The 26,154-nt window shown below is 64.3% G+C and carries 23 protein-coding genes and 3 tRNA genes; 12 read left to right on the forward strand and 14 right to left on the reverse strand.

Annotated elements, in window-relative coordinates:
* Positions 1-323 precede the first annotated feature (323 nt).
* The 3 genes from JMN37_RS09580 to JMN37_RS09590 form a co-directional block, all read right to left on the reverse strand.
* Positions 324-400 (reverse strand) — tRNA-Asp (locus tag JMN37_RS09580).
* A 33-nt stretch (positions 401-433) separates the two neighbouring features.
* Positions 434-506: transfer RNA gene (locus JMN37_RS09585), tRNA-Glu, on the reverse strand.
* A 150-nt stretch (positions 507-656) separates the two neighbouring features.
* Positions 657-729, reverse strand: a tRNA-Lys gene (locus JMN37_RS09590).
* A gap of 181 nt (positions 730-910) precedes the next feature.
* Between JMN37_RS09590 and JMN37_RS09595 the strand changes: the two genes are divergently transcribed.
* From JMN37_RS09595 to cydC, 4 genes are read left to right on the forward strand one after another with little or no spacing between them, the layout of a single operon-like run.
* Positions 911-2,473 (forward strand): cytochrome ubiquinol oxidase subunit I, encoded by a 1,563-nt coding sequence (locus JMN37_RS09595; protein ID WP_070361957.1) that lies wholly within the window; start codon positions 911-913, stop codon positions 2,471-2,473.
* A gap of 3 nt (positions 2,474-2,476) precedes the next feature.
* Positions 2,477-3,481: a cytochrome d ubiquinol oxidase subunit II gene (gene cydB / locus JMN37_RS09600; RefSeq protein WP_252931960.1), complete on the forward strand. Its 1,005-nt coding sequence runs from the start codon at positions 2,477-2,479 to the stop codon at positions 3,479-3,481.
* A 3-nt stretch (positions 3,482-3,484) separates the two neighbouring features.
* Entirely contained in the window at positions 3,485-5,017 is a 1,533-nt protein-coding gene (locus tag JMN37_RS09605; RefSeq protein ID WP_252931962.1) for an ABC transporter ATP-binding protein/permease, read from the forward strand.
* Positions 5,014-6,576: a thiol reductant ABC exporter subunit CydC gene (gene cydC, locus JMN37_RS09610; protein ID WP_252931971.1), complete on the forward strand. Its 1,563-nt coding sequence runs from the start codon at positions 5,014-5,016 to the stop codon at positions 6,574-6,576. The genes JMN37_RS09605 and cydC overlap by 4 nt, the downstream gene beginning before the upstream one ends.
* A gap of 6 nt (positions 6,577-6,582) precedes the next feature.
* Here the strand turns inward: cydC and scpC are convergent, their stop codons facing one another.
* Positions 6,583-8,085 carry a succinyl-CoA:acetate CoA-transferase ScpC gene (scpC, locus tag JMN37_RS09615; RefSeq protein WP_070361953.1) on the reverse strand — a complete coding sequence of 501 codons (1,503 nt, stop codon included), beginning with the start codon at positions 8,083-8,085 and terminating at the stop codon, positions 6,583-6,585.
* A gap of 198 nt (positions 8,086-8,283) precedes the next feature.
* Between scpC and dusB the strand changes: the two genes are divergently transcribed.
* Both dusB and JMN37_RS09625 read left to right on the forward strand, forming a co-directional pair.
* Positions 8,284-9,435, forward strand: coding sequence for a tRNA dihydrouridine synthase DusB (dusB, locus tag JMN37_RS09620; RefSeq protein ID WP_252931973.1), 1,152 nt, complete (start codon positions 8,284-8,286; stop codon positions 9,433-9,435).
* Between the two features lie 44 nt (positions 9,436-9,479).
* Positions 9,480-10,208, forward strand: coding sequence for a phosphate signaling complex PhoU family protein (locus tag JMN37_RS09625; protein ID WP_070363440.1), 729 nt, complete (start codon positions 9,480-9,482; stop codon positions 10,206-10,208).
* Between the two features lie 3 nt (positions 10,209-10,211).
* On the opposite strand, the gene pstB is transcribed toward JMN37_RS09625, so the two are convergent.
* The 5 genes from pstB to mshD form a co-directional block, all read right to left on the reverse strand.
* Positions 10,212-10,985 carry a phosphate ABC transporter ATP-binding protein PstB gene (pstB, locus tag JMN37_RS09630; RefSeq protein WP_070361951.1) on the reverse strand — a complete coding sequence of 258 codons (774 nt, stop codon included), beginning with the start codon at positions 10,983-10,985 and terminating at the stop codon, positions 10,212-10,214.
* Positions 10,986-10,999: 14 nt separating this feature from the next.
* Positions 11,000-11,893 carry a phosphate ABC transporter permease PstA gene (pstA, locus tag JMN37_RS09635; protein WP_370296059.1) on the reverse strand — a complete coding sequence of 298 codons (894 nt, stop codon included), beginning with the start codon at positions 11,891-11,893 and terminating at the stop codon, positions 11,000-11,002.
* Positions 11,890-12,852: a phosphate ABC transporter permease subunit PstC gene (gene pstC, locus JMN37_RS09640; protein WP_071573153.1), complete on the reverse strand. Its 963-nt coding sequence runs from the start codon at positions 12,850-12,852 to the stop codon at positions 11,890-11,892. Before pstC ends, pstA begins: the two co-directional genes overlap by 4 nt.
* Positions 12,853-12,854: 2 nt before the next feature.
* Positions 12,855-13,976, reverse strand: coding sequence for a phosphate ABC transporter substrate-binding protein PstS (gene pstS, locus JMN37_RS09645; protein WP_071573152.1), 1,122 nt, complete (start codon positions 13,974-13,976; stop codon positions 12,855-12,857).
* A gap of 121 nt (positions 13,977-14,097) precedes the next feature.
* A complete protein-coding gene (gene mshD / locus JMN37_RS09650) occupies positions 14,098-15,012 on the reverse strand; it encodes a mycothiol synthase (protein WP_252931975.1) in 915 nt (304 codons plus the stop codon).
* Between the two features lie 34 nt (positions 15,013-15,046).
* Here mshD and JMN37_RS09655 point away from each other — a divergent pair, with 34 nt between their 5' ends.
* Both JMN37_RS09655 and JMN37_RS09660 read left to right on the forward strand, forming a co-directional pair.
* Positions 15,047-15,784, forward strand: coding sequence for an LmeA family phospholipid-binding protein (locus JMN37_RS09655; protein WP_252931977.1), 738 nt, complete (start codon positions 15,047-15,049; stop codon positions 15,782-15,784).
* A gap of 20 nt (positions 15,785-15,804) precedes the next feature.
* Entirely contained in the window at positions 15,805-16,428 is a 624-nt protein-coding gene (locus tag JMN37_RS09660; protein WP_252931980.1) for a heme-binding beta-barrel domain-containing protein, read from the forward strand.
* A 20-nt stretch (positions 16,429-16,448) separates the two neighbouring features.
* On the opposite strand, the gene JMN37_RS09665 is transcribed toward JMN37_RS09660, so the two are convergent.
* Complete coding sequence (locus JMN37_RS09665; protein WP_252931990.1) at positions 16,449-17,372, reverse strand: aminodeoxychorismate lyase; 924 nt, start codon at positions 17,370-17,372, stop codon at positions 16,449-16,451.
* Between the two features lie 31 nt (positions 17,373-17,403).
* Here JMN37_RS09665 and ygfZ point away from each other — a divergent pair, with 31 nt between their 5' ends.
* Both ygfZ and JMN37_RS09675 read left to right on the forward strand, forming a co-directional pair.
* Positions 17,404-18,489 (forward strand): CAF17-like 4Fe-4S cluster assembly/insertion protein YgfZ, encoded by a 1,086-nt coding sequence (gene ygfZ / locus JMN37_RS09670; RefSeq protein ID WP_252931991.1) that lies wholly within the window; start codon positions 17,404-17,406, stop codon positions 18,487-18,489.
* Positions 18,490-18,677: 188 nt separating this feature from the next.
* Entirely contained in the window at positions 18,678-18,884 is a 207-nt protein-coding gene (locus JMN37_RS09675) for a DUF3073 domain-containing protein (RefSeq protein WP_070478076.1), read from the forward strand.
* Positions 18,885-19,262: 378 nt separating this feature from the next.
* On the opposite strand, the gene purM is transcribed toward JMN37_RS09675, so the two are convergent.
* The 3 genes from purM to JMN37_RS09690 are packed head-to-tail and all read right to left on the reverse strand — an operon-like array spanning position 19,263 to position 22,258.
* A complete protein-coding gene (gene purM / locus JMN37_RS09680) occupies positions 19,263-20,336 on the reverse strand; it encodes a phosphoribosylformylglycinamidine cyclo-ligase (RefSeq protein ID WP_070975533.1) in 1,074 nt (357 codons plus the stop codon).
* Complete coding sequence (gene purF, locus JMN37_RS09685) at positions 20,333-21,826, reverse strand: amidophosphoribosyltransferase (protein ID WP_252931992.1); 1,494 nt, start codon at positions 21,824-21,826, stop codon at positions 20,333-20,335. Before purF ends, purM begins: the two co-directional genes overlap by 4 nt.
* A 21-nt stretch (positions 21,827-21,847) precedes the next feature.
* A complete protein-coding gene (locus tag JMN37_RS09690; RefSeq protein WP_070361939.1) occupies positions 21,848-22,258 on the reverse strand; it encodes a sterol carrier family protein in 411 nt (136 codons plus the stop codon).
* Between the two features lie 25 nt (positions 22,259-22,283).
* Between JMN37_RS09690 and JMN37_RS09695 the strand changes: the two genes are divergently transcribed.
* Together JMN37_RS09695 and JMN37_RS09700 are read left to right on the forward strand one after the other, a co-directional pair.
* The gene (locus tag JMN37_RS09695; RefSeq protein ID WP_330166371.1) at positions 22,284-23,264 is read left to right on the forward strand and encodes an acyl-CoA thioesterase; all 981 of its coding nucleotides are present in this window, start codon (positions 22,284-22,286) and stop codon (positions 23,262-23,264) included.
* Positions 23,265-23,272: 8 nt separating this feature from the next.
* The gene (locus tag JMN37_RS09700; RefSeq protein WP_143110556.1) at positions 23,273-23,866 is read left to right on the forward strand and encodes a hypothetical protein; all 594 of its coding nucleotides are present in this window, start codon (positions 23,273-23,275) and stop codon (positions 23,864-23,866) included.
* A gap of 10 nt (positions 23,867-23,876) precedes the next feature.
* Here JMN37_RS09700 and purL read toward each other — a convergent pair whose 3' ends face one another.
* Positions 23,877-26,153, reverse strand: a complete 2,277-nt coding sequence (gene purL, locus JMN37_RS09705) for a phosphoribosylformylglycinamidine synthase subunit PurL (protein WP_177224267.1) — start codon at positions 26,151-26,153, stop codon at positions 23,877-23,879.
* Position 26,154 lies beyond the last annotated feature (1 nt).

A 26,154-nucleotide genomic window follows, 5' to 3' on the forward strand; every position in this document is an offset into this window, starting at 1 on the left:
AGGCACACATGCGTGAACGCGACCAAGCCAACTCACCCGACGGCCGGCCGAAAGTCTACGACACCGGCATCGACACCGACTTCAACCCCTCCTGGGCCATCCGACACGGCTGGGCAGGACGCTCATAGCCCCAGCACAACACCCCACAACCCACCCATCCCAACCCCTGAAAAAGCACACATTTTGTCACTTAAGTCGACACGCCGAGAAAAGCACACATTTTGTCGCTTAACCCTATTTTTCGACGCCACTTCACCTCTTCATGTAGGCAGGTTGGACAAAATAAAAAGAGCCGGAACGTTTCCGTTCCGACTCTTCAAACATGGCGACCCTGACGGGACTTGAACCCGCGACCTCCGCCGTGACAGGGCGGCGCGCTAACCAACTGCGCCACAGGGCCATATGTTTTTGCGTTTCAACCTTGCGGCTGAAGTACCCCCAACGGGATTCGAACCCGTGTTGCCGCCGTGAAAGGGCGGAGTCCTAGGCCTCTAGACGATGGGGGCCCGCTGCGTTAACAGCTCGACCATCATAAGCCGATGCAGAATAACATCACAAATCACCAGTACATAGCAAGTTTTCAAGGGGCGCGCCGACTCAAGCCATTCTGCATCCAACAAAAAGCGCCACCGACCGAAGTCGCGTGGCGCTGAATGTGGGCCCTGCGGGGATCGAACCCGCGACCTGCGGATTAAAAGTCCGTAGCTCTACCAACTGAGCTAAAGGCCCGTGCGCAACAACTTAGCACAACTCAAGGGTGGGCCGAAATCGTAAACCCACCCCGAAATGACCCTTCAGGACGCTACCCCCATATATGGTCATACTCCCTGGAAGTTAGGGGTTTTCGGCGCCTGCTACGGTAAATACATGACCATAACCTTTATTGGTTGTTTACGTTGAAGGAGTCACAATGCCGCTAGATTTAGTCGATCTGTCAAGGTGGCAGTTCGGCATTACGACGGTCTATCACTACCTTTTCGTCCCACTGACCATGGGACTCGCGCCGATGGTTGCGATCATGCAAAGCATCTGGCACAAGACTGGCGACGAGCGCTGGTACCGCGCGACCCGTTTCTTCGGAAACATTTTCCTCATTAACTTCGCGATGGGCGTTGTCACAGGCATCGTCCAGGAGTTCCAGTTCGGCTTGAACTGGTCTGAATACTCCTCGTTCGTGGGAGACGTGTTTGGTGCACCGCTCGCCTTCGAGGGCCTGACGGCGTTCTTCTTTGAGTCCGTCTTCCTCGGCGTCTGGATTTTCGGTTGGGGCAGGTTGCCGAAGTGGGCACACCTTGCGTCGATCTGGATTGTTTCAATCGCCGTGAATATCTCGGCGTTCTGGATTATTACCGCAAACTCGTTCATGCAGCACCCGGTGGGCGCTGTGTTCAACCCGGAGACGAACCGCGCTGAGCTGGTTTCCTTCAAGGCGTTGCTGACGAACCCGACGGTGCTGTGGGCATTCCCGCACGCGGTGTTCGGCGCTTGGATGCTCGCGGGCACCTTGGTGTGCGGCGTCGCTGGCTGGTGGATGATCCGCGAGGCCCGCAAGGGCGATCCGGATGGGGATGCCGCGACGGTGTGGCGTTCCTGCACCCGCTTCGGTGCGTGGGTCATCCTCGCTGCAACGGTGCTCATCACGCTGACTGGTGACGAGCTGGCCAAGCTGATGTTTACGCAGCAGCCGATGAAGATGGCGTCGGCAGAGGCACTGTGCCACACTGAGCTGGATCCGCACTTCTCGGTGCTTTCTATCTCGACGTACAACGACTGCGAGTCCGCAACCCAGCTGATCGGCCTGCCATTTGTGCTTCCGTTCCTGGCACAGGGCAAGCTTTCTGGCGTTGAGCTGCAGGGTGTGCTGGATCTGCAGCAGTACTACGAGTCGCTGTACGGCCCGGGCAACTACACCCCGAACCTGTTCGTGACGTACTGGTCCTTCCGCATGATGATCTTCTTCATCGTCGTTTCCGTCGTGATGGCGCTGGTAGGCCTGTGGGTAACCCGCGGCAAGCGCGTGCCTACTGCGAAGTGGCTGGGCACCTTGTGCCTGGTGGCGCTGCCGGCTCCATGGCTGTCGAACATTTCGGGCTGGATCTTCACTGAGATGGGCCGTCAGCCGTGGATCGTCCATCCGAACCCTGCGTTCCAGGGTGGGGACCACCCGGGGATGGAACAGAACATTCACATGCTGCTGGACTTCGGTGTTTCTGACCACCAGCCGTGGCAGGTGCTGCTCTCTATGGTGCTGTTCACGGTGCTCTACGGCATCGGTGCGGTGCTGTGGGTGTGGCTCATTCAGCGTCAGGTCCGTAAGGGCATGGACCAGCCTGGACTGCACGAGGGCGACTCCAAGCGCCTGAAGGACGTGCTCTACGGCCCGAACGCCGAGACCGAGTTGGAGCCGTTGAGCTTCAAGTCTTCGCAGGAGTCCGGCGCAACCACAACCACTGCGGACAACAAGGAGCTATAAATCATGGACTTGCAAGTGCTTTGGTTTGTGATCATCGGAGTGTTCTTCACCGGCTACTTCGTGTTGGAGGGCTTTGACTTCGGTGTTGGCATGTTGTTGCCGTTCATGAAGGGCGATGAGATCGAGAACGACCGTCGTCGCACGGCTGCGATCAGGACAATCGGCCCGATCTGGGACGGTAACGAGGTGTGGCTCATTACGGGCGGCGCGGCGATTTTCGCGGCGTTCCCTGAGTGGTACGCCACGCTGTTCTCCGGCTTTTACCTGCCGCTGGTGCTCATCCTTATGGGCCTGATTGTCCGCGGCGTGAGCTTGGAGTGGCGAGTCAAGGTGGACACGCTGAAGTGGCGCAGGCTTTGCGACGCCGGCACGGCGTTTGGCTCCTACTTGCCTACGCTGCTGTGGGGCGTTGGTTTCACGAACATCGTGATGGGCGTTCCGCTCAACGAGCAGGGCCGTCTGGATTCCTTCTATGACGGCTTCCTTGGCCTGCTCAACCCGCTCGGCCTGCTGGGCGGCGTGGCGTTCGTGCTGCTGTTCATGCTGCACGGTGCGACGTTCCTTGGGTTTAAGTCCCACGATCCGCTGCGTGCTGAGATGCACGCGTTCGCGAAGAAGTTCATTGCTGGCCCGGCGATCGTCGTTGGCGCGGCGTACCTGCTGTGGATCCAGCTCACGCTGGGGGCTGGCTGGACCTGGATCCCGCTGGCACTCGCGGCGGTCGGCCTGATCGTTTCGGCGGTTGCTATCGCTGGCAACCGTGATGGATTGGCGTTCTGGATGACGGCGTTTGCCATTATCTGCTGCGCGATTGTCCTGTTCGGATCGCTGTTCCCGGACGTGATGCCGTCGACAAGCGACCTGTTCGCTGGCTGGGATATCCGCAACGCGTCCTCCTCGCCGTACACCTTGAAGGTGATGACGTGGGCGGCTGTGTGCCTCACCCCGATCGTCCTGGCGGGTCAGATTTGGACCTACTGGGCGTTCCGGAAGAGGGTGTCGGTCTAGGCTATGGCCTCGCCGATTGACCCCCGGCTACTTCGCCTCGTTCCGCCCGTGCGCCAACTCATTGTGCGCACGGGCGTTGCGCAAGCTGCAGACACGCTACTGCTGGTGGCCCGGGGTATTTTGATTGGGTTTGTCGCAGCGTCAGCGGTGACGGAGCGCGCGGTTCCGCGTGCCTCGTTGCTGTTGGCGCTTGCTGGCGTTGTTGTGGCCCACGGCGTGTTGTCGTGGGTAGCGCAGCGCTGGTCCGCCGATGCGGTCGGCGGCGTTGTAGAGGACTTGCGGACGAAGGCGCTGCGGGCGTTGGCGAAGCAGGACCCGCGCGCGGTGGAGCAGGATTCGGCAACGTGGAGCCATGTGCTCACGCGCGGCATTACGGACTTCCGCCCGTATCTCACGGAGTTCCTCCCTGCCCTCTTTTCGACGGCCATCGGCACCCCAATCGTGGTCGCCGTCATCTTCTACTTCGACTGGATCTCTGGCGTGTTTTGCCTGATTACGCTGCCGTTGATTCCGATGTTTATGGTGCTGATCGGCAAGTTGACGGCGGATCACACCAAGCGCCGACTCGAGGTCACAGCTGGGCTGGGAGCTCAACTGTCGGACCTGTTGGCAGGTGCCCCGACACTGCGCGCTCTGCACGCCACGAAGCGTCCTGCGCAGCAGATCCGCCAAACGGGCCAAAAACACGCGGACTCCACGATGGGAGTGCTACGACTGGCATTCCTGTCCTCGTTCGCATTGGAGTTCATCGCGACGCTGTCGGTGGCGTTGGTCGCGGTGAGCATCGGCCTGCGGCTGGTGACCGGTTCGATCACGCTGCTGGCCGGGCTGACGGTGCTCATCATCGTCCCGGAGGTTTTCGCACCGATCCGTAGGGTCGGCGCAAGCTACCACGCCGCAGCCGACGGCCTGAGCGCTGCCGAGCGCGTCCTCGAGCTTCTCGACGCCCCCTCCGCCACCACCGGCTCCTACATCGCCGAGGAACCCGGTGTGCAGGTACGCAACCTGAGCGTGCGTGGGCGCGACGGCGTACGCCCGGACGGTCTGACGTTTGATGCACCGCGCGGACAGGTCACGGTGCTGACCGGCGCGAATGGTTCTGGTAAGTCAACCACGCTGTTGGCGGTGCTGGGCCAGTTGCCGGATGCAATGGTTGGGGGCGAAGTGGCCGTCGAGAAGAAGGTGGCGTATCTGCCTGCGACCCCGGCGATGGAGCCTGGGACCGTGGGCTCGAACGTGGCACTGTTTGGCGCGCGCGGGGACGTCAGCCTGGTGGGCGTGTCCGAGGCACATGCTGTCGGCCCGTACGGGGACGGCATTTCCGCAGGCCAGCGACAGCGCGTCGGCATTGCGCGCACGTTCGCCGCGGACGCGGACGTGTTCGTGTTGGACGAGCCGACTGCGCACCTCTCCCCCGAGTTAGTTGACGAAGTGATACGAAGGATGCGCGGGCTGGCGCAGCGGGGCGCTGCGGTGCTGGTTGCGTCCCATGACCAGCGGGTACTCGACGCCGCGGACCAGGTGGTGCAGGTATGAGTGACTTGAAGTTTTTGCTGCGCATCGCACAGGTGCGTCCCCGCGACCTGATCAGCCCGGTCATCGCCGGTGCGATCACGCTGCTGGCGGCGCTGAGCCTGACGGTACTGTCCGGCTGGCTGATTACGCGCGCGTGGGAGATGCCGCCGGTGCTGGACCTCTCGGTGGCGGTGACGGCTGTGCGCGCGTTGGGTATTTCGCGAGCGGTGTTCCGCTACCTTGACCGGTTGGTGGCGCACAAGCTGGGCCTGCGCGCGCTGACCACGCTGCGCGCAACCATGTACGACGCCCAGGCGGCCGCCGGCCGTGTGGGCCGCGGCGAGGGCCAGGCGCTGCTGGTGGCGGATACGGAGCGCGTGACGGATTACATCGTGCGCACGCTCGTCCCGCGTGGCGTCGCCGTGGTGCTCACGGTGGTAGCCATCGTGGGCGCGGCGCTGCTGCACCCCCTTGCGGCGGTGATCATGGCGGGTGGGTTCGCGCTCACGGGCCTGCTCATCCCCTACTTAGCGACGCGCGCTTCGCGCAACACCTTCCTTGTCGAGGCAGAAAACGCTTTCACGCTGCAGCTCGACTCGGTGCTGCACGACAGGGTGGAGTACGCCGTCGCCGGCAAGGGCGACGCGCTGATAGAGCAAGCCGCGCAGGCCTCGGCGGATGCGAGCAAGGCGTGGGCTCAATCCACGCGCCCAGAGGCCACCGCGTCTGCAATCCAGGCGTGGGCCACGGGCATCTGCGCACTGCTCATCACGTGGTTGGCCGTCGAGACGTATACGGGCAACCCGGTGTGGCTGGGCATGCTGGTAATGCTGCCGCTGGCGGCCTTTGAGGCGCACGGCCCACTCGCGGGGGCTGCGGTGCACGCGGACCAGGCGAAGCGCAGTGCCCACCGCCTGCGCGAGGTCGCGGACCGCGCCGAAGAGACAACGAAGCTCAGCGGCGGCCCCCTCCCCCACCCGGAGACCGGCGTGGCCGTGCGGGCGGAGGCGCTGCGCACCGTCTACGGCGACCAAGCATGGGACTTCGAGCTTGCCCCCGGCCAGCGGATGCTGGTGCGCGGTCCTTCCGGCTGTGGCAAGACCACGATGCTGGAGACGCTCGCTGGGCTGCTGCCCGTCGCCGGCGGGACGGCGGCCATCGCGGAGGGTGCGCGTCTGTTCGCGGAGGACGCATGGGTGTTCGCCACGACGGTGCGGGAGAACCTGCTGGTTGCCAACGGCGACGCCAGCGACGCCCGCATGGCCGAAGCGCTGGAGGCGACCGGCTTCGAGTTCGACCTGGATTTCATGCTGGCTAACGGCGCAGACTCGCTGTCCTCCGGGCAGCGCCGCCGACTGCTGCTGGCCCGCGCGCTGGTCAGCGACGCCCCGATCCTGCTGCTGGACGAGCCAACCGAGCACCTCTCCATCGACGCCGCGGAGCACCTCCTCGACGTCCTGCTGCACGAACCGCTACCCGGCGCGCTGCCACAGCGCACGGTGATTGCGGTCGTACACGTCGACGGGCCCGTCGGCATCGAGGTTGCTGTCTCGCCGACGGGCCCGGATGTAGTGTCGTAGCTGGCGCTACTTCTTCATCGTGCCGGTTTCCATGATGCGGGTATGGAAGTCGAACGCGTGACGCAGATCGTGTGGCGTCTGCTGGAACTTGCTCTTCGACGCCAGCTCCACGTACTCCTCGAGCAGTGGGCGGTAGTCGGGGTGGGCAATCGCGATCATCTTGGCCACACGGTCACGTGGAGCGAGGCCGCGCAGGTCAGCGACACCGAACTCGGTGATGAAGACCATCGCGTCGTGCTCGGTGTGGTCCACGTGGGACACCATCGGGACGATGGAGGAAATCGCTCCGTCCTTCGCGGTCGCCGGGGAGATGAACGAGGAGATGTAGGCGTTGCGGGTGAAGTCGCCAGAGCCGCCCAGAGCGTTCATGATGCGGGAGCCGTTGATGTGGGTGGAGTTCGCGTTGCCGTAAATGTCCGCCTCAATCATGCCGTTAGATGCGATCAGGCCGGTGCGGCGGATGACCTCCGGGTGGTTCGAGATCTGCTGCGGGCGCAGGATGATGGACTCGCGGTAGCGCTTGGCTTCCGCGTTCATCTTGTCTGCGTACTCAGGGGACAGCGAGAAGGACGTTGCGGATGCGACGGACATCTTGCCGGCGTCGATAAGGTCGACCATGCCGTCCTGGATAACCTCGGTGTACGCCTGGATGTTCTCAAACTTCGAGTCCATCAGGCCGGCCATCACGGCGTTCGGCACGTTGCCCACGCCGGACTGCATAACGTAGCCGTCGTAGGTGAGGCGGCCGTGGCGCACCTCGTGCTCGAGGAAGTCGAGGAAGTTCGCGGCGATGCGCTCAGAGGTCTCGTCCGGAGCCTTGAACGGCGCGTTGCGGTCCTCAGCGTTGGTCTTGACGACGGCGACGACCTTCTCCGGATCGATCTCGATGTAGGTAGTACCGATGCGGTCGCCAGCCTTGGTAATCGGGATCGGGATGCGGTTCGGCAGTGGTGGCACGAGCCAGATGTCGTGCATGCCCTCGAGATCGAGCGACTGCCACTCGTTTACCTCGATGATGATCTTCTTCGCCGCGTTGAGGTACTCAACAGAGTTGCCGACCGACGAGGAAGGCACGATGTTGCCCTCCTCGGTAATGCGGACCGCCTCGACGATCGCGACGTCCACGTCGCCGAAGAAACCCTGCTCAACCATCATGCCGGAGTGGGACAGGTGGATGTCCTGGAACTTCATCTCGCCGGCGTTGATCTTGTTACGCATCTGCGGGTCAGACTGGTACGGCATTCGGTAGCGCAGCGCATTTGCTTCCGCCAGGACGCCGTCGCACTCCGGTGCCGTCGAGGCGCCGGTGAACAGGTCGATTGCGTACTCCCGGCCAGCGTTGTGCTCGTCGGTTGCCTTGGCTGCGATCGCAGCAGGCATTGCCTTCGGGTAACCAGCGCCGGTGAATCCCGAGATCCCGACCTTATCTCCATGGTTCACGAACTGGGCAGCTTCCTCTGCAGTCATGACCTTGGCGCGCAGCTTGTCACTCGCGATACGCTCGCTCATTAAAAACCTCACTTCGTGTTGATGATTCAGATATCACACCACCATAATTGTGACTTAGGTCTTACGGCAGAAAACTACGCAAACATCCAGAAAGGTCACCCTCACTGGATACCCCCTACCGAGCGAAGCGGGCGTCGACAAACAAAAAGGACATCCGAATTGGACTGCGCAGGCAGTGGCGGGAACAATGGGGGCACTATGAACCCACATCTGAGCATCGGCGGCCTGGAGCTGAACTCCCCCGTCCTCCTCGCGCCGATGGCCGGCGTGACCAACATGCCGTTCCGCGTGCTGTGCCGCGAAATTGAGCAGGAGCTCACCGGCACCACCTCCGGGCTGTACGTCTGCGAGATGATCACCGCCCGCGCGATGGTCGAGCGCAACGAGAAAACGCTCAAGATGATCCGCTTCGCCGATGTGGAGCAGCCGCGCTCCATGCAGCTCTACACTGTGGACCCCGCCTACACGTACGAGGCGGTGCGCATGATCGTCGAGGAAAACATCGCCGACCATGTGGACATGAACTTCGGTTGCCCGGTGCCCAAGGTCACCCGGCGCGGCGGCGGGTCGGCCATCCCGTATAAGCGCAGGCTGTACGGCAACATCGTGGCCGCGGCTGTCCGCGCGGCGGAAGGTTCGGGGGTGCCGATTACGGTGAAGTTCCGCATCGGGATTGACGACGACCACCACACGCACATGGACGCCGGGCGCATCGCCGCCGAGGAGGGCGCGGCAGCCGTGGCGCTGCACGCGCGCACTGCCGCGGAGCGCTACTCCGGGGCGGCGCACTGGGACGAGATCGCCCGGCTGGTTGAGCACATGCGCGGCACGGGGCTGCCGGTGATCGGCAACGGGGACATCTTCGCGGCGAAAGATGCGACCGACATGATGGAGCAAACCGGCTGCCACGGCGTGGAGGTCGGCCGCGGGTGCTTGGGCAGGCCGTGGCTGTTCGCCCAGATCGGTGCACAGCTGCGCGGGGAGCCGATCCCGCCGGAGCCAACGCTGGGGCGCGTCAGCGGCATCATCGCCCGCCACGCGGAGCTGCTCGCGGAGCACGTCGGTGAGCAGCAGGCCTGCCGCGACATCCGCAAGCACACCGGCTGGTACCTACGCGGATTCCCGGTTGGCGGCGAATTCCGCAAGGACCTTGCCCGGGTGGAAACGCTCGATGAGCTCGGGGCGCTGCTGGCGACCATCGCAGACTCCGAGGAGCTCGCCGAACACGCCGACGACGCCCGCGGCCGCCAGGGTTCCTCCTCCAAAGTGGCTCTGCCTGAGGGCTGGCTCGACGACCCGGAGGACGACACCGTGCCGGAGGGCGCCGAGATCGAGAATAACGGCGGCTAGGCTTTTACCTCGTTGATGAGGCCATACCTATTACTATGGCGGGCATGCGTACCGCCTACCGTGAACACCTCGAAGCCTTCAACCGCGACCTACTGCAGATGTGCGACACCGTGCGCGAAGTCATGCAGCTGGCGTCCACCGCGCTGCTGGAGCAGTCACTTGAGGACGCCGAGCATGCCCTCAACGCGTCCGACCCGCTCAAGGAGCTGAAGCTGCGCTGCGAGGAGCGCAGCATGAGCCTGCTCGCGCTGGAGAACCCGGTGGCGGGAGACCTGCGCCAGGTGCTGTCCTCTATCTATATCGTGGAGAACTTCTCGCGGATGGGCGCGATGGCGAAGCACATTGCGAAGCTGGCGCGGCTGCGCCACCCTTTCCCCGTGTTGCCGAACACGGAGCACGCCCCGATCGCTGAGATGGCCGCCCGCGTGGACGAAATGGTCAACATCACGCACGACCTGCTGCTCGACCCTGACGCGGACGTCGCTGTTGAGCTCAACGCAATCGACGAGGGTGTCGACGACCTCCACGACTACCTCAACGCCATCACAACGTCTGACTCCTGGGAGCACTCTGCGCGGGAGGCCGTCGACGTGGCGCTTGTCTCCCGCTACTACGAGCGCTACGCGGACCGCTGCGTGAACGTCGCAGGACGCGTCGTCTTCCTGGTCACGGGCCTAAACCCGAAGGAGTACATGAAGCAGCGCGACGAGGACGCGTTTGACCGCCACTCGAAGCTGGCGGCAATCGAGCGGCGGTTCAGAGCCAAGAAGTAGCGGCTAGCCGAAGCGGCCTGCGATGTAGTCTTCGGTTTCCTGCCGTGACGGGTTCTCGAAGATCGTGGTGGTGTCGTCGAACTCGATGAGCTGGCCAGGCTTACCGGTTGCTTCCAGGGAGAAGAACGCCGTCTTGTCGGACACACGCGCGGCCTGCTGCATGTTGTGTGTCACGATCACGATGGTGTAGTTCTCCTTCAGCTCGTGGATGAGTTCCTCCACGGCCAGGGTCGAGATCGGGTCGAGGGCGGAGCAGGGCTCGTCCATAAGCAAGACCTCGGGGCGCACCGCGATGGCCCTTGCGATGCAGAGGCGCTGCTGCTGACCACCTGAAAGGCCACCACCCGGCTTGTCCAGGCGGTCCTTGACCTCGTCCCACAGGTTCGCCGCGCGCAGGGAGCGCTCCGCGACGTCCTTAAGCTCCTTCTTGTTCTTCACCCCTGCAAGGCGCAGGCCCGCCACGACGTTGTCCTCGATGGACATCGTCGGGAACGGGTTTGCCTTCTGGAACACCATGCCGACAGTGCTTCGCACCGACACCGGGTCCACGTCTTTGCCGTAAATATTGTGGCCGTCCAGGATGATCTCGCCCTGCACGGAGGCGCCCGGGATCACCTCGTGCATGCGGTTGAGCGTGCGCAGCACGGTTGACTTGCCACAGCCCGAGGGCCCGATGAACGCAGTGACTGCCTGCGCGGGAATCTCCATGGTGACGTCCTGCACCGCGTGAAAATCACCGTAGTAAATGTTGACGTCACGCATCTGAAGCTTCGACATATTGCACGTAATCCTTATTTCTTCACTGAAAACCTCGCGGCAATCAACCGCGCGAGCGCGTTGAGCACAACAACAATGATGAGCAGTGTGAGCGCCGAGCCCCACAGCCTGTCGGCGGCCGCACCCGTACCGCCTGCCTTCCACATGTCCAGCATGAACAGCGGCAGCGAGGACTGCGGCTGACCAAACATGCCGGCCCAGTTCACGATCGGCGTGGATCCGACGAGGATCAGCACCGGCGCGGACTCGCCCATCACGCGGGCAATCGCCAGCATGATGCCGGTGGTGATGCCGGAGAAGGCCGTCGGCACCACAACGCGCACGATGGTCTTCCACTTCGGCACGCCCAGGGCATAGGACGCCTCACGCAGATCCATCGGTACCACGCGCAGCATCTCCTCCGTATTGCGCACCACCACGGGCAGCATCAGCAGGATCAACGACAGCGCGACCGCGAAACCCGAGCGGGCCTGCCCCAGCACCGTGATCCACAGCGCGTAGATGAACAGCGCGGCAACAATCGACGGCACACCTGACAGGATGTCCACCATGAACGTGGTCAGCCTGCCCAGCTTCCCGCCCTTGTCATACTCCACCAGGTAGATCGCGGTGGCCACGCCAATCGGGATCGCAATTATCGACGCCACCAACGTCTGCGCCAGCGTTCCTACAATCGCGTGCAGCGCACCGCCGCCCTCCTTGGTGGCGCGGATACCGACCATGTCGGTGGTCCACCAGGACACGTCGCTGATGGCGTCCCACCCGCGGCCGACCACCGTGACCAGCAGCCACAGCAGCGGCAGCATCGCCAGCACCATCGTGGCAGCCACGAGCGTGCCCATCACAGCGCTTTTGATCGTGCGCGACTTCGCCACGGGGGTAAATGGCGACATAGGCTTTGTTGTCATTTACTTCTCCTCACAATCGCGCGCGCTGCAGCGTTGACCGCAAACGTAATCACGAACAGGACCAAGCCCGCCGCAATGTAGGCGCCAGCGCTAATCGGGTTGTTGAACTCCGCCGATGCATTCGCAATAGCGGTTGCGAAGGTGGTGCCGCCGTCGAAGAGCGAGCCGCGGAACAGCGGTGCCGGGGAAACCACCATGTACAGCGCCATCGTCTCGCCCAGCGCGCGGCCAAGACCCAGCATAGAACCGGCCACGAAGCCGGATTTACCGAACGGCAACACCGTCATCCGCACCACGTCCCAGCGCGTCGCGCCCAAGGCCATCGCAGACTCGATGAGACCGCGCGGCGTCTGCGTGAAGATCTCGCGGGCGGTGGCTGCGATGATCGGCAAGATCATGATGGCCAGCACGATGCCACCGGTCAGGATGTTGCGGCCGGTCGCGAACGACGGCGAGTTTTGGTAGTGCGCGAAGAGGAAGAAGTCGCCTCCCCAGGAATGCACCCACTCGTAGAACTTGCCGAGCGCGGGTCCCAGCACTTTCGCGCCCCAGATGCCGTAGACAATCGACGGCACCGCGGCCAGCAGGTCCACCAGCACCGCGAGCGGGCGCACCATGCGCTTCGGCGCGAAGCTCGAAAGGAACAGCGCCACGCCCAGCGCGACCGGCATCGCAATCAGCAGCGCGATGAGCGAGATCATCACCGTGGAGAAGAACAAGTTCGGGATACCGAAACGCATTGCGTCCAGGTTCGCCGTCTCCCACGGGCCCGAATACGTCAGGAACCCGAGGAAGCCGCCTTCGTTCCGCAGCAGCGGTGGCAACGCCTCCAGCAGGAGGAATGCGCCAATCGCAGAAATGATGAGCGTGATTAAAACCGAAGAGGACGTCGATACGCCCTCGAAGACGCGGTCCCCGGCTCGGCGCCGGGGGCGCGCCTCAACTTGAGCTGCAGCCATTGTTACTGAATCGCGTTGATGGCCTCACGGAGACGCTCAGCGTGCGCGCCCGACACCGGAATGAAGCCCTCGGACTCCAGCTCGCTGTCCTGCGAGTCCAGCGCCACGTTCAGGAAGTCACGCACCATGCCAGCGGTTGCGGCATCGTAGCCAGCCGAGCACACAATCTCGTATGTGGTCAGGATCAGCGGGTAGGACTCCGCATCCTTCGACGCGAACAGTGCCTCCGAGTCCACCACCATGTTGTGGCCCTCCGTGGAGAACTTCATGTGTGCCAGCGCGTTGCCCACGGTGGTGGAGTTCAGCTCAACCGGGCCGTTGCCGAAGTCAACCTTCGCGATCTTGTCTGCGAAGCCCGCCTCAACGTAGGTGATCGCGCCTGGGGTGTTTGCCACCTGGTCAGCGACACCGGTGGAGCCATTCGCACCGGAGCCAACCTCCGTCGGGAACGCCTTGCCCTTCGACTCCCACTTGCCATCCGACGCCGCAATCAGGAACTTCTGGAAGTTGTCCGAGGTACCCGACTCATCAGCGCGGTAAACGACGTTGATCTTCTGGTCCGGCAGCTCCACGCCCGGGTTGGACTCCGCAATCTTCGGATCATTCCAGTTCTTGATGACGCCCTGGAAGATCTCCACGATGTTGTCAACGCTCAGCGTCAGCTCGTCGACGCCCTCCAGGTTGTATGCAACCGCGACAGGGCCAATCACGAACGGCAGGTGCCACGCCTCGTTGCCACCGCAGCGCTCCGCAGCCTTTGCGACTTCCTCTTCCTTCAGTGGCGAGTCGGAGCCTGCGAAGACCACCTGGTTATCCAGGAACTGCTTCACGCCAGCGCCGGAGCCGGTCGGGTTGTACGCAAGCGTTGCCCCCGGAACGTCTGCCTCGTACACGGTACGGAAGTAGTCCATCGCGTTCTGCTGCGAAGACGCGCCCTCCGCCAGCAGCTGCCCAGTTTCGCCGGAAAGTTCGTACTCCCCTGCGACTGCAGCATCGGAACCGGGGGTATCCGTTGCGGAGGTGTCCGCCGCATTGTCTGCACCGTTGCCACACGCAACCAACGCGGCCGACGCTACCGCCAATGCACCGAATACTGCTGCAGAACGCTGATTTTTGAAATTCACGTGGAATACCTTTCCAAGAAATAGTGACCTTTAATGTTCGAGGAGTAACGCTAAAGCGTGATGGTGAACACTAAAGGCCCCTATTCGTGAACTTCACATGAATGTTGCGTGACGGTTGGGTTTAATCACCCGCCGCTGCCCCCGCCGCTTTATATACGACGTGGCGCTCCGCGACCTGGAATCCAAGCTCCTCGTAGCGCTTCACGGCCGGGGCATTGTCCGCCTCAACGTAGAGGATCACGGCCGGGCTTCCCTGCTCCGCGAGGTGAACCAGCCCCAGTTCCATCAATACGCCGCCAAGGCCGTGGCCGCGGAAGGCGTCCGCCAAGCCGACAACGTAGACCTCTCCGGTGCCGTCCGGGTGGCGCTTCGTCCAGTGGAAGCCCGCAAGCTCCTCGCCGCGGTAGAGCAGCCACACCCCGGCTGGGTCGAACCACTCCGCTTCCATCGCGCGGTGCAGGCGCTCGATATCCCAGCCGCCTTGCTCCGGGTGCCAGGAAAACGCCTGGTTGTTGGCCTCCAGCCACGCCTTTTCGACGGCCCCACGGCCCCACTTTGCGCTCGCCTCGGTGAGGTTGAACGCCTCGTATCCCTCGGGCAGCTGCACGGGTTCAGCGCGCACCTCGTCCAGACGCATCACGAGCAGCTCGCGCACCGGGCGGAGCCCGAGGAGCAGCGCAACCTCGTGGGCGTCGGGCAGGTTGCCGTGGGCCCACAGGCCGGCGGCGGGGTTGTGGGCGAAGGTGGCGTCGACAAGGCTGCGGCCCATCCCCTGACCGCGCGACTGCGGATCCACCGCGAGCTCCGCCGAACCGTCCGGGGCGAACCCCACGACTCCTACAACGTCGTCACCTTGGTTGACTACCAGGTGGTTGTGGCCCAGGCGGGCGTCGTGAAGCCCGTTGAGGAACTGCTCGGAAAAGGCTGCGATGCCGTCGTAGTCCGCGACGCGCTGCAGCATCGCCTCGACCTGTTTGGCCGTCTCCGGATGTTCCGGCAGCGTGAGCGGTTGGGGGTGAAAGCGAGTGTTCGTCATGCCCCAAGGCTAGCGTGTGTGTACAACTAGAGACGTGAAGAAACGGTCGATCGCCCTCGGGCTCGTTGCGGTGCTGTGCGTCGGTGGCGCCGCCGACACCCTGTTCGCCTCCGGTGTGGAGCGCACGCTCTCGAGGCAGGCCGCGCAGCTCAACGGGCTCGAAGTCGCCCCTGAGGCCTACATCTCCGGGTTCCCGGTGGCGCTGGCTGCTGTGACCGGAGCTGTGTCAAGGGTGAGCCTGCACTCCGTAGACGTGCCGGTGGCGGGCGTCGGCGTGGGCAACGCCGGGGTGGAGCTGATCAACCTGGAACTGCCCGCGGGCGCCGGGCAACGCCTGCGCCGCGCGGACCTCACCGGCGCGCAAGCCGACGTCGTGCGCCGCACAGTACGCCTCGACGGCGTCGCATTCGGCCAGCTCCTCGGCATGACCGACCTCGACATCGCGCACCCCTACGACATCTCGCCCTCCGGCGGCACCGCGAGCGAAGCCCGCATGACCGGCACCGTCCCCGGCACGGACATTCCCACCACAGTCGTGGTCACCCTGCGCCTCGACGGCCCCACCTTCCGCATGCGGCCCAGCCAGCTTATCGACGTCCCCTCCGACCTCACCGACCGCGTCATCGACGCGTACACCCTGGACAGGGACACCCGCGACCTGCCGCTAGGCGGCCAGGCCGACAACGTGCAACTTTCCGGCGGCTCCATCGAGTTTTCCCGCGACCGCATCAACACCGTCGTGGAGGCCAGCGACCTCGCGCCGCTGGTGTAGGACGTTGTAGCCTGGTAGGCATGAGTGAAAAACTAAACGGAAACGAAGCAGTCAGCCTCGCCGCGGAGCAGTCGAAGGCGACTGCGCACCGCAATATCCCAGCGCTTGGGTTTGATGAGATGCCGCTGCCAGCGGACACGGCCAACCTTCGCGAGGGCCCTAGCCTCCACGACGGCCTCTTAGCACTTCTGCCGCTGGTCGGCGTGTGGCACGGCGAGGGCCAGGCCAACGATAACGGCGACGAGTACGCGTTTGGCCAGCAGCTGGTCATCTCCCACGACGGCGAGAATTACCTCCGCTTCGAGTCCCGCATCTGGCGCCTGGACGAGGACGGCAAACCCACCGGCGCGGACCAGCGCGAGGTCGGCTTCTGGCGCATTTCCCTGAAGGACGAAATCGAGGTCACCCTGACCAACTCCCGCGGGCTCACCGAGATCATGTACGGCACGCTGCTCAACGAGCGCGCATGGCAGCTGACCAGCGCGTCGACCATCGTGACGGAAACCGGCCCTGAGAACCACGGTCCGGGCAAGCGCGTCTACGGCCTGATGCCGAACAACAACCTCGGTTGGGTTGACGAGCGCGCCGTCGACGGCGAGATGGTCCCCTACATGTCCGCCGAGCTCAAGCGCATCGCCGGCTAAGCACTAGGGTTTACCGGCTTTTACAGGCCAAGACTCGCGTCGAGCGCCTGCTGCACCAGCTCCTGGATCTCCCGAGCGTTCTCGGGGGCCGGGAGCTTCTTGTCATTCAGGCGCTTCACCCTCGTTGCCATCCGCGTGGAGCTCACCAGCCACACCGACTCAGCCTTGAACAGCTCATTGAGGTAGATGTCTTTCTGCTTGCACTTCCAGCCGCGCTCGGATGCGTACTCGAACAGCGCGGCCTGCGTCGTGCCCGGCAGGATGCCCGGCCCCGGCTTCGGCGTGCGGATCCGCCCGCCCTTCTTCACCACGATCACCGTCGAGTTCGCACCTTCCAGCACGCGCTCGGTGGTGGGGTCGATGTAGATGACGTCGTCGTGCCCGTGGCTCTTCGCCCAGCGCAGCGCAGCCATGTTCGCCGCATAGTTCAAGGTCTTCGCGCCTACCTGCATCCACGGCACTGCGTGCTCACCGGTGTCCAAGGAGTAGCCACGCGAGGTCGTCATCACCGATACCCCGCTCTTGCGCTGCTTCAACGCAGTCTCGTCGATGGGGCGCACCGTCAGCCACGCCGTGGGCACCCTGGTGGTTTCGCGGCCACGCGTCATCGTCCACACGCAGCGCGCGTCGACGTCCTCCGGCTCGCTGCCGCGCTCGCGTACGTAGTCGGCCACCGCCTCATTCGTCGCCTTCACCCAGTGGTCCACCCCCGGGTCCGGCAGGTCGAGTGTGCGGGCGCTTCGCCGGAAACGCTCAATGTGGGCCTCAAGGTTGGCGGGCACCCCCTTCCGGATCAGGATGGTTTCGAAGATGCCGTCGCCACGCGTGACGGCGGCGTCGTCCCAAAACACGTGCGGCATGCTGGCGTTTTGGCGTCGAATAGAACCGCCGAACGGTTCCACAAGATAGATCACTGGAGTTGGTAACAAGTGCGACGAACCCATGCGTTCATAGTATCCCGCTACGATGGTGGATGTGTTGAACTCTTCTCCACTTTTGCAACGCCCTGGCGCCGCAGAGTTTGCGGGCACGACGCCGCTCGACGCGAAGGGGGTCGCCTGGCACTACGGGGAGCCGCTCGGCGAACAACGCGCCATGGACACCCAGCCCGTCATCATCGACCGCTCGCAGCGCCGCATCATCGCGGTCGCGGGGCCCGACGCACCAGAGTTCTTAAACAACCTCCTCTCACAAAAGCTTGACGACGCCCCCTCCGGCTTCGCAGCCTCCGCCCTCGACCTCGACGCGCAGGGCAGGATCCTCCACCACGCCGACGTCTTCTACGACGGCACCACGTTCTACCTCGACCTGCCAGCCGCGCAATACGAAACGTTCACCGCGTTCCTACGCAAAATGGTGTTCTGGTCCGACGTCACCATCACCGACACCGACCTGGCGATCCTCACACTGATTGGCCCCGAAGGCGCCACGGAGGCCCTCGCGTCAGTCGAGGGCGCGGCGTTTTCCCGGCGGGTGTCCCCGTGGACCGCGCACGCGCGCTTCGACATCGCGGTCGAACGCGACCGGCTCGAAGAGGTCGTCGATGCGCTGGTGGAACGCGGCGGCGTGCTCGGCGGGCTGATGGCGTTCACCGCCGAGCGTGTGCGGGCCGGCGAGCCCGAACTCGGCGCCGACTGCGACGAAAAAACCATCCCGCACGAAGCCCCGCGCCTGATCAACCGCGGTGACCGCATCGCCGCCGTCCACCTGGAGAAGGGCTGCTACCGCGGGCAAGAAACCGTCGCGCGCGTGGAAAACATTGGCCGCTCCCCCCGCCTGATGGTCATGCTGCAGCTCGACGGCTCCGCACCCACCGAGCCAGAGATCGGTGCAACCATCCGGGCGGGCGGGCGCGCGGTTGGCACGCTGGGCACCGTCGTCCACGACGCCGACTACGGCCCCATCGCACTCGCCCGGCTAAAACGGTCCGCCCTCAACGCCGGCACCGCCGTCGACCTTGACATCGATGGCGTTTCCGCCCGCATCGACCCCGATTCCATCCCCACCGACGAGGGCGAGAAAGCCGGGCGCAAGGCCCAACAACGGTTGCGCGGCAACTAGGTCTCAGACTGGCCCCTGTGTGGGCTCTTGCCGGGGCCCGCTGGGCAAACACACAGGTCACCCCGTGGAGGGGAATTTTTGGAACGTTCGCGCTATTATGTCCTACAGGACAATTAACGAATCGAAAAGCATGAGGCCGCTCCCTGCCCGGGAGCCGCCCAGAAGAACCACCTCAAGGGGGTCACGCAATGGGTCGCGGACGCGCCAAAGCAAAGCAGACCAAGGTTGCTCGCCAACTCAAGTACAACTCTCCTGAAATGGACCTCGAGTCGCTCCAACGCGAGCTCGCAGGCAAAGCTCCGAAGAAGAGCTGGGAAGAGGACGACGACTACGAGGTAGATGACCAGTACGCCGATTACGCCGACTGGGATGCATACGGCACCTCAGGCCGCTAAACGTCCAACGCTTACAAAGAACACCTGCTGCCCATCCGGGCCGCGGGTGTTCTTTTGGTGCCTTTAACACTCGTTCAGGGGCTGCTGGCACCAAGGAGACACCACATTCCTTGGTTTTAGATAGAGGCCTGGCGTTTTCCCTGGTCGCTGGTCGGGCGGGAGGGAATTTGGTGCACGCACAGGAGCACGAGTGCCAAAGGACGCAATTCCAAAACAGGACCCTTACGTATCCGCAGGCCACAAAAGGGCTAAATAAAACTGGGTGCGTCCTTTGGCACTGGGGCGACCAAGGAGACACCACATTCCTGCACAGCTAATCAGCGACCTAGGCTTTTGTGAAGCCCGTTGATTGAAATTGCGGAATGTGGTGCGTGAGTCCTAAGAATGCTGGCCCCGAAGCACCGCGCGGGCATCCTCGTCGGCATCTGCAGCGCGGACCTCGCCGAGGACCCAGCTGTCGATGCCGCGGTCCTTCAGCAGCGCCAACGCCTGGTCACGCGCTTCTGGTGCCACGACGGCCACCATGCCGATGCCCATGTTGAAGGTCTTCTCCATCTCCTCGACGGGGACGTCGCCGACGGATTGGATGGTCTGGAAGATCGGACCGGGGGTCCAGGTGGAGCGGTCCATGTCTGCGACCAGGCCTTCAGGGATGATGCGCTCCATGTTGCCGGCCAGGCCACCTCCGGTGACGTGGCAGAACGTACGCACGTCGCACTCCTTGGCAAGCGCCAGGCAGTCGAGAGCGTAGATCTTGGTTGGTTCCAAAAGCTCCTCGCCGAGGGTGCGGCCGAGGGCGTCGACGTGGCCGTCGAGAGGCAGGCCGGCGCGCTCGAGCAGCACGTAGCGTGCGAGTGAGTAGCCGTTGGAGTGCAGGCCGGAGGACGCCATCGCGATGATGGTGTCGCCCTCGCGGACCTTGTCCGGGCCGAGGAGCTCGGAAGCTTCGACGACGCCGATGGCGGTGGCGGAAACGTCGTAGTCGTTAACGTCCATGACACCTGGGTGCTCCGCGGTCTCGCCACCGAGCAGGGCGCAGCCTGCCTGGACGCAGCCCTCGGCGATGCCGGAAACGATGTCAGCGACCTTCTCGGGGACGACCTTGCCGATCGCGATGTAGTCCTGCAAGAAAAGTGGCTCCGCGCCGCAGACGACGAGGTCGTCGACGCACATGGCGACCAGGTCGATGCCGATGGTGTCGTGCTTGTCCATCGCCTGAGCGACGGCCAGCTTGGTGCCGACGCCGTCGGATCCGGCCGCGAGCAGCGGCTCCTTGTACTTGCCCAAGGCGAACAGGCCGGCGAAGCCGCCGATGCCGCCCTGGACCTCTGGGCGGGAGGCGCGCTTGGCAAGGGGCGCGAGCAACTCTACGGCCTTGTCGCCGGCTTCGATGGAGACACCTGCGGCCTCGTAGGACACGCCCGAGTCAGCTGGGGTGTTGTGGTGGGTCATGATGCGTTTTCACCTTTCTGAAGACGACGAACAAGATCTGCGTTGTGGTTGCCCTCCGGGAGGCCGAGTGGGTACTCGCCGGTAAAGCAGGCCGCGCAGAGGTTGGAGGCTGGCTGGTTGGTGGAGGCGATCATGTCCTCGGTGGTGACGAACGCCAGGGAGTCCGCACCCACCATGGTCCTGATGGACTCGGCGACGACTTCTTCGTTGCCGCCGCGCCCGTGGTTGGCGATGAGTTCGCCGGGGCTGGCGAAGTCGATGCCGTAGAAGCACGGCCACTTCACTGGTGGCGAAGCGATGCGCACGTGCACTTCGGCGGCGCCGGCCTCGCGCAGCATCCGGATCAGTTTGCGCTGGGTGTTGCCGCGCACGATGGAGTCATCCACGACGACGAGCTTCTTACCTTCGATGACTTCGCGCACCGGGTTGAGCTTCAGTCGCAGGCCCAACTGGCGCAGCGTGTCCGAGGGCTGGATGAAGGTGCGGCCCACGTAGGCGTTCTTCATCATGCCCTGCTTGAACGGGATGCCGGATTCCTCGGCGTAGCCGATTGCTGCCGGGGTGCCGGACTCTGGGACCGGCATGACCAGGTCGGCGTCGACGGGTGCGACGCGGGCCAGGCGGCGCCCGATGTCGATGCGGGCGCTGTTGACGGATTGGCCGTCGACAACTGAGTCGGGCCGGGCGACGTAGACGTACTCGAACACGCAGTGCGCGTGTGGTGCGTCGGCGAAGCGCTCGGAGTGGACGCCGGTCTCGTCGATGGCGATGAGCTCGCCTGGTTCGATGTCGCGGACGAAGGAGGCGCCCACGATGTCCAGCGCACACGTTTCGGATGCGACGACCCAGCCGCGTTCCAGGCGGCCGAGGCACAGTGGGCGCACGCCGTGTGGGTCGCGGGCCGCGTAGAGGGTCTTACCGTCGGTCACCATGAAGCAGAACGCACCCTTGACGCGCGGCAGGAGTTGGCGCGCGGATTCCAGGAGGGTGACGTCGTCGCGGATGGCGTCGGCGAGGAGGGCAGAGACGACCGCCGTGTCGGAGGAGGAGCCTTGGCCCTCTACCCCGTCGGCGGGGATAAGCTTGCGCTCCACGGCTTCGCGCTGCAGCTCGACGTAGTTGGTCAGGTTGCCGTTGTGTGCCAGCGCGACGTCGGTGCCGTTGGGGCTGACGCGATACATTGGCTGCACGTTGTCCCACGAGTTGTTGCCCGCCGTGGAGTACCGGGTGTGGCCGATGGCGACGTCGCCTTGCAGCGCGCCGAGCGTCGGCTCGTCAAAGATTTGGCTGACCAGCCCGATGTCCTTGAACACCACCACTTGGTCATGGTCGCCCACAGCGATACCTGCGCCTTCTTGGCCGCGGTGCTGGAGGGCAAATAGTCCGAAATATGTCAGTTTTGATACGTCTTCACCGGGCGCCCAAACGCCGAACACACCGCATTCTTCGCGCGGCGTGTCATCCCCGATGTATTCCTCTTCGGTTCGCACGTGCTCTACTCTAACGAACACCTAGGGGTGAAGGGGTAGAACGGGCAGCCCTTTTTGGACTTCGTGGGCTCGGGAGCCAGAGGCGTCGATACGCCCGGCGCGAACTTCTTCCTCGAAAGTGGCACAACCTGTGGCGATTCGCAGCCAGGTGGTCGGGTCCATCTCCACGACGTTGGGCGGGGTGCCGCGGGTGTGGCGGGGGCCTTCGACGCACTGCACCGCAACAAACGGGGGTACTCGCAGCTCTACTGTGTGTCCGGGCATCTCGTGGGCGAGGGTGCGGGCGGTGCGGCGAACGGCGTCGGCAAGCAGGGCCCTGCCGGGCTTGTCGACGCCCTCTTCGTCCAACAGCCAGTCCTTGATTGCCAGGACGGCCGCTCGTGTCGCTGCCGGGTCCACCTCTGTCTTCTTCGGTGCCTTCCTCTGTGCCATGGATTTCATATTATGCTGTGGTGCCATGAAGTCTCCTTCCATCACGCTGCGTTTCATGGCGGCTCCTACAGATGTTCTCCACGCGGGCGCCCAGGGCGTCTCCGGTGGCCGTGTGTTGCAGTGGATCGACAAGGCGGCATACGCGTGTGCCGCGCAGTGGTCTTCGACCTACTGCGTGACTGCCTACGTCGGCCACATCCACTTCACCCGACCGATTCCGTCGGGTCACATTGTGGAGGTCCGTTCCCGGATCGCGATGACTGGCCGCACTTCCATGCACATCGTCAACGAGGTGCTCTCGGCAGACCCACGAGAAGGTGTTTTCACCCGCGCGTGCGACTGCCTGGTGATTTTCGTGGCAAAGGATACAGCTGGGCGCCCAACCCCGGTGCCGACATTTACGCCTGAGACCGATGAGGAACGCCGCGTGGAAGCCGCCGCGATCTCCCGCATCGACCTGCGCAAGGCCATCGAGGCGTCCATGCTGGAACAGACCTACACGGACGACTCCACCGCACCACGCACCATCCACCGTTTCCTGGCCAAACCGACCGACATCAACTGGGGCGGCGATGTGCACGGCGGCACCGCCATGGAGTGGATCGATGAGGCCGGCATGGCCTGCACGATGGAGTGGTCCGGGGAACGCACCGCAGCGGTGTACGCCGGCGGCATCCGCTTCTACAAGCCGATCCACATCGGCGACCTCATCGAGGTGGAAGCACGCCTGACCAGGACAGACTCCCGCTCGATGCATACCTCCATCTTTGTTCGATCGGGGGACCCGCGCGGCGGACGCGAGTCGCTCCAGAACGCGATTCACGCCACGGTGACCTACATCGGTATCGACATCGACGGCAACCCGCTGGCCGCGCGCAAGTTCACCCCAGTCACGGACGAGGACAAGCGCCTCTGGGAGCACACGCAGACGCTCAAGGACCTGCGGGCGCAGTATGAGCCGGAGCCGCTGGTGCGCCCAGACGATGCGCAGCAGCGCGTCGACTAGTGGCGGCTATGTCAGTGCTGAAGCGAACCGCTGCGCTGCTGGCCGCGAGCGCCTGTGTGGCCGGTTCACTGGTTGGCTGCGCGGCGCCCCAGCCGAAGACGGCGACCGCGCTGCAGTTCCGCCAGTCCGCCGCCGTCACGCTCCTCGGCGATAGCGGCGGGGCGTACCACTTCCGGGCACGCGTAGAGAACCCCCGCGTCATCTCAGGACAGGAGGCACGCAGGCGTGTCGGCAACTACACCAACGCCGACACCGCGCTCGCCGACGTGACCCAGCTGCGCTGCTTCGACATCAGCTACATCTACACCGGCAACACCGCAGGCGACAGCCCCGACGAGGCCGTGCTCAGCCCCGACATCACCATCGTCGGCGAAAGCAACGTGGCGGCGAACCGCGTGCGCAACTTTGCCACCCAGCTCTGCGACACCGTAGACCTCCCGGTCCTGCCACGGGACCCACAAGCGCTCGTTCCCAACCAGACCTACAACCAGACCTTCGTCAGCTTCTCCGTCGACGACGCAGGCCAGCCCGGTGTTGAGGCAACAGGCCTGCGCATGGAAACGCCGCCAGGCACCGTAATGACCTGGCGGCATAACCTCTAAATCGCGCTAACTACAGCGCGGCGTTCGGGGCCGTCGCGTTGCCGAACAGTGCCGGCAACGTATTCGCCCACGCGTCGGCCAGCGCGGCCACGGCGACGGAGTGCTCACCGAAGGTGATCTGGCCGTCGTCGGTGGTGGTGCCCAACACGTGCGCTGGGACGCCGGTGGCGTTTGCGCGCTCGATGGTGGCGTCGACAAGCGACGGATCCACCGCGACGAGCACGCGGGAGGCGGACTCGGAGAACAGCGCGGTGAACGCGTCCTCGTGGACCGCCGAAAGGTCCAGCTTGGCGCCCTTGCCGGAGCCCAGCAGCATCTCGAAGACAGCCTGGGACAGGCCACCTTCTGAGAGGTCGTGCGCGGCAAGGATGTCCTTGTTCGCGTGCAGCAGCTCGCCGAGGCGCTCCTCGTTGGCAAGGTCTACCTGTGGCGGCAGGCCGCTCAGGCCCTGGCCGGAGATGTCCTGCCACACCGAGCCGCCGAACTCCGCCTTCGTGTCACCCAGCACGAGCAAGGCCTGCTCGCCCTCGCCCTTCGGCAGGCGGTGCGGGATGGCGGCGTTGACGTCCTCGATCACGCCGAGCACGCCCACGACTGGGGTCGGCAGGATTGGGGTCTCGCCGGTCTGGTTGTAAAAGGACACGTTGCCGCCGGAGACCGGAATCTCCAGCTCAGCAGCGCCGTCGGCGAGGCCGTGGACGGCTTCGCGGAACTGCCACATCACGTCGGGGTTCTCAGGGGAACCGAAGTTGAGGCAGTTCGTCACCGCGACCGGCTTCGCGCCGGTGACCACAACATTGCGGTAGGCCTCCGCAAGCGCGAGGCGCACACCCATGTTCGGGTCCAGGTAGGAGTAGCGGCCGGACGCGTCAGCGGAAATCGCCACACCGCGCGAGGTCTCCTCGTTGATGCGCAGCACGCCCGCATCCGAGTACTGGGCCTGCACGGTGTTGCCACGCACGTAGCGGTCGTACTGCTGCGTAATGAAGTCGCGGGAGCACAGCGCCGGGGAGGCAACCATCTTGAGCCAGGTAGCCTCCAGGTCCTCCGAAGTATCGACGTCCGCCTTCGCCTGCACGCCATCAAGCCATTCGGGGCGCGCGTACGGGCGGTCGTAGACCGGGCCTTCGTCGATCGATGACGGTGGCGCGTCCAGTACCAGCTCGCCCTTGTGGTAGACGAGGTAGCGGTCCTTCTCATCGGTGACCTCACCAATCACGGCCGCACCGACCTCCCACTTCGCGCAGATCTCCATGAAGCGATCCACGTTCTCAGGGGTGACCACGGCGCACATGCGCTCCTGGGACTCGGACGCCAGGATCTCGGCGGCGCTCATATTCGCCGCGCGCAGTGGCACGTTGTCCAGGTTGACGGTCATGCCGCCGTCGCCCGCCGCAGCCAGCTCGGAGGTAGCACACGCCAAGCCGCCGCCACCGAGGTCCTGAATACCGACGACAACGCCGGCCTTGTACAGCTCCAGGCAGCACTCGATGAGGACCTTTTCCGCGAACGGGTCGCCAACCTGGACGGCTGGGAGCTTGCGCTCCTCGCCTTCCTCGAAGGTCGCAGAGCCCAGCACCGACACGCCGCCGATGCCGTCAAGGCCCGTGCGGGAGCCGAAGAGGACCACCTTGTTGCCAGTGCCGGACGCGAACGCCAGCTTCAGGTCCTCGACCTTGAGCGTGCCCACGCACAGCGCGTTGACCAGCGGGTTACCCGCATATGCTTCGTCGAAGACGGTCTCGCCGCCAATGTTCGGCAAGCCCAGCGAGTTGCCGTAGCCGCCAACGCCGTGCACCACGCCAGGCAGGACTCGCTTGGTGTCCGGCGCGTCAGCAGGGCCGAAGCGCAGCTGGTCCATCACCGCGATTGGGCGCGCGCCCATCGCCATGATGTCGCGCACAATGCCGCCCACACCCGTCGCGGCACCCTGGTAGGGCTCCACGAAGGACGGGTGGTTGTGGCTCTCCACGCGGAAGGTCACCGCGTCGCCGTCACCGATGTCGACGACGCCCGCGTTCTCGCCGATACCGGCCAGAATTTTCGACGCCATCTCCTCCGTCATCGTCTCCCCGAAGTAGCGCAGGTGCACCTTGGAGGACTTGTAGGAGCAGTGCTCGGACCACATGACGGAGTACACTGTCAGCTCCGCATCCGTCGGGCGGCGGCCCAGAATGCGCTTGATCTTTTCGTACTCGTCGGTCTTCAGGCCAAGCTCCGCGTAGGGCTGCTCCAGCTCAGGAGTCTGCGCGGCGTGCTCCACCGTGTCATTATGTACAGTCATTATT

The organism is Corynebacterium lipophilum, from assembly GCF_024102595.1.
Classification (GTDB): domain Bacteria; phylum Actinomycetota; class Actinomycetes; order Mycobacteriales; family Mycobacteriaceae; genus Corynebacterium; species Corynebacterium pseudogenitalium.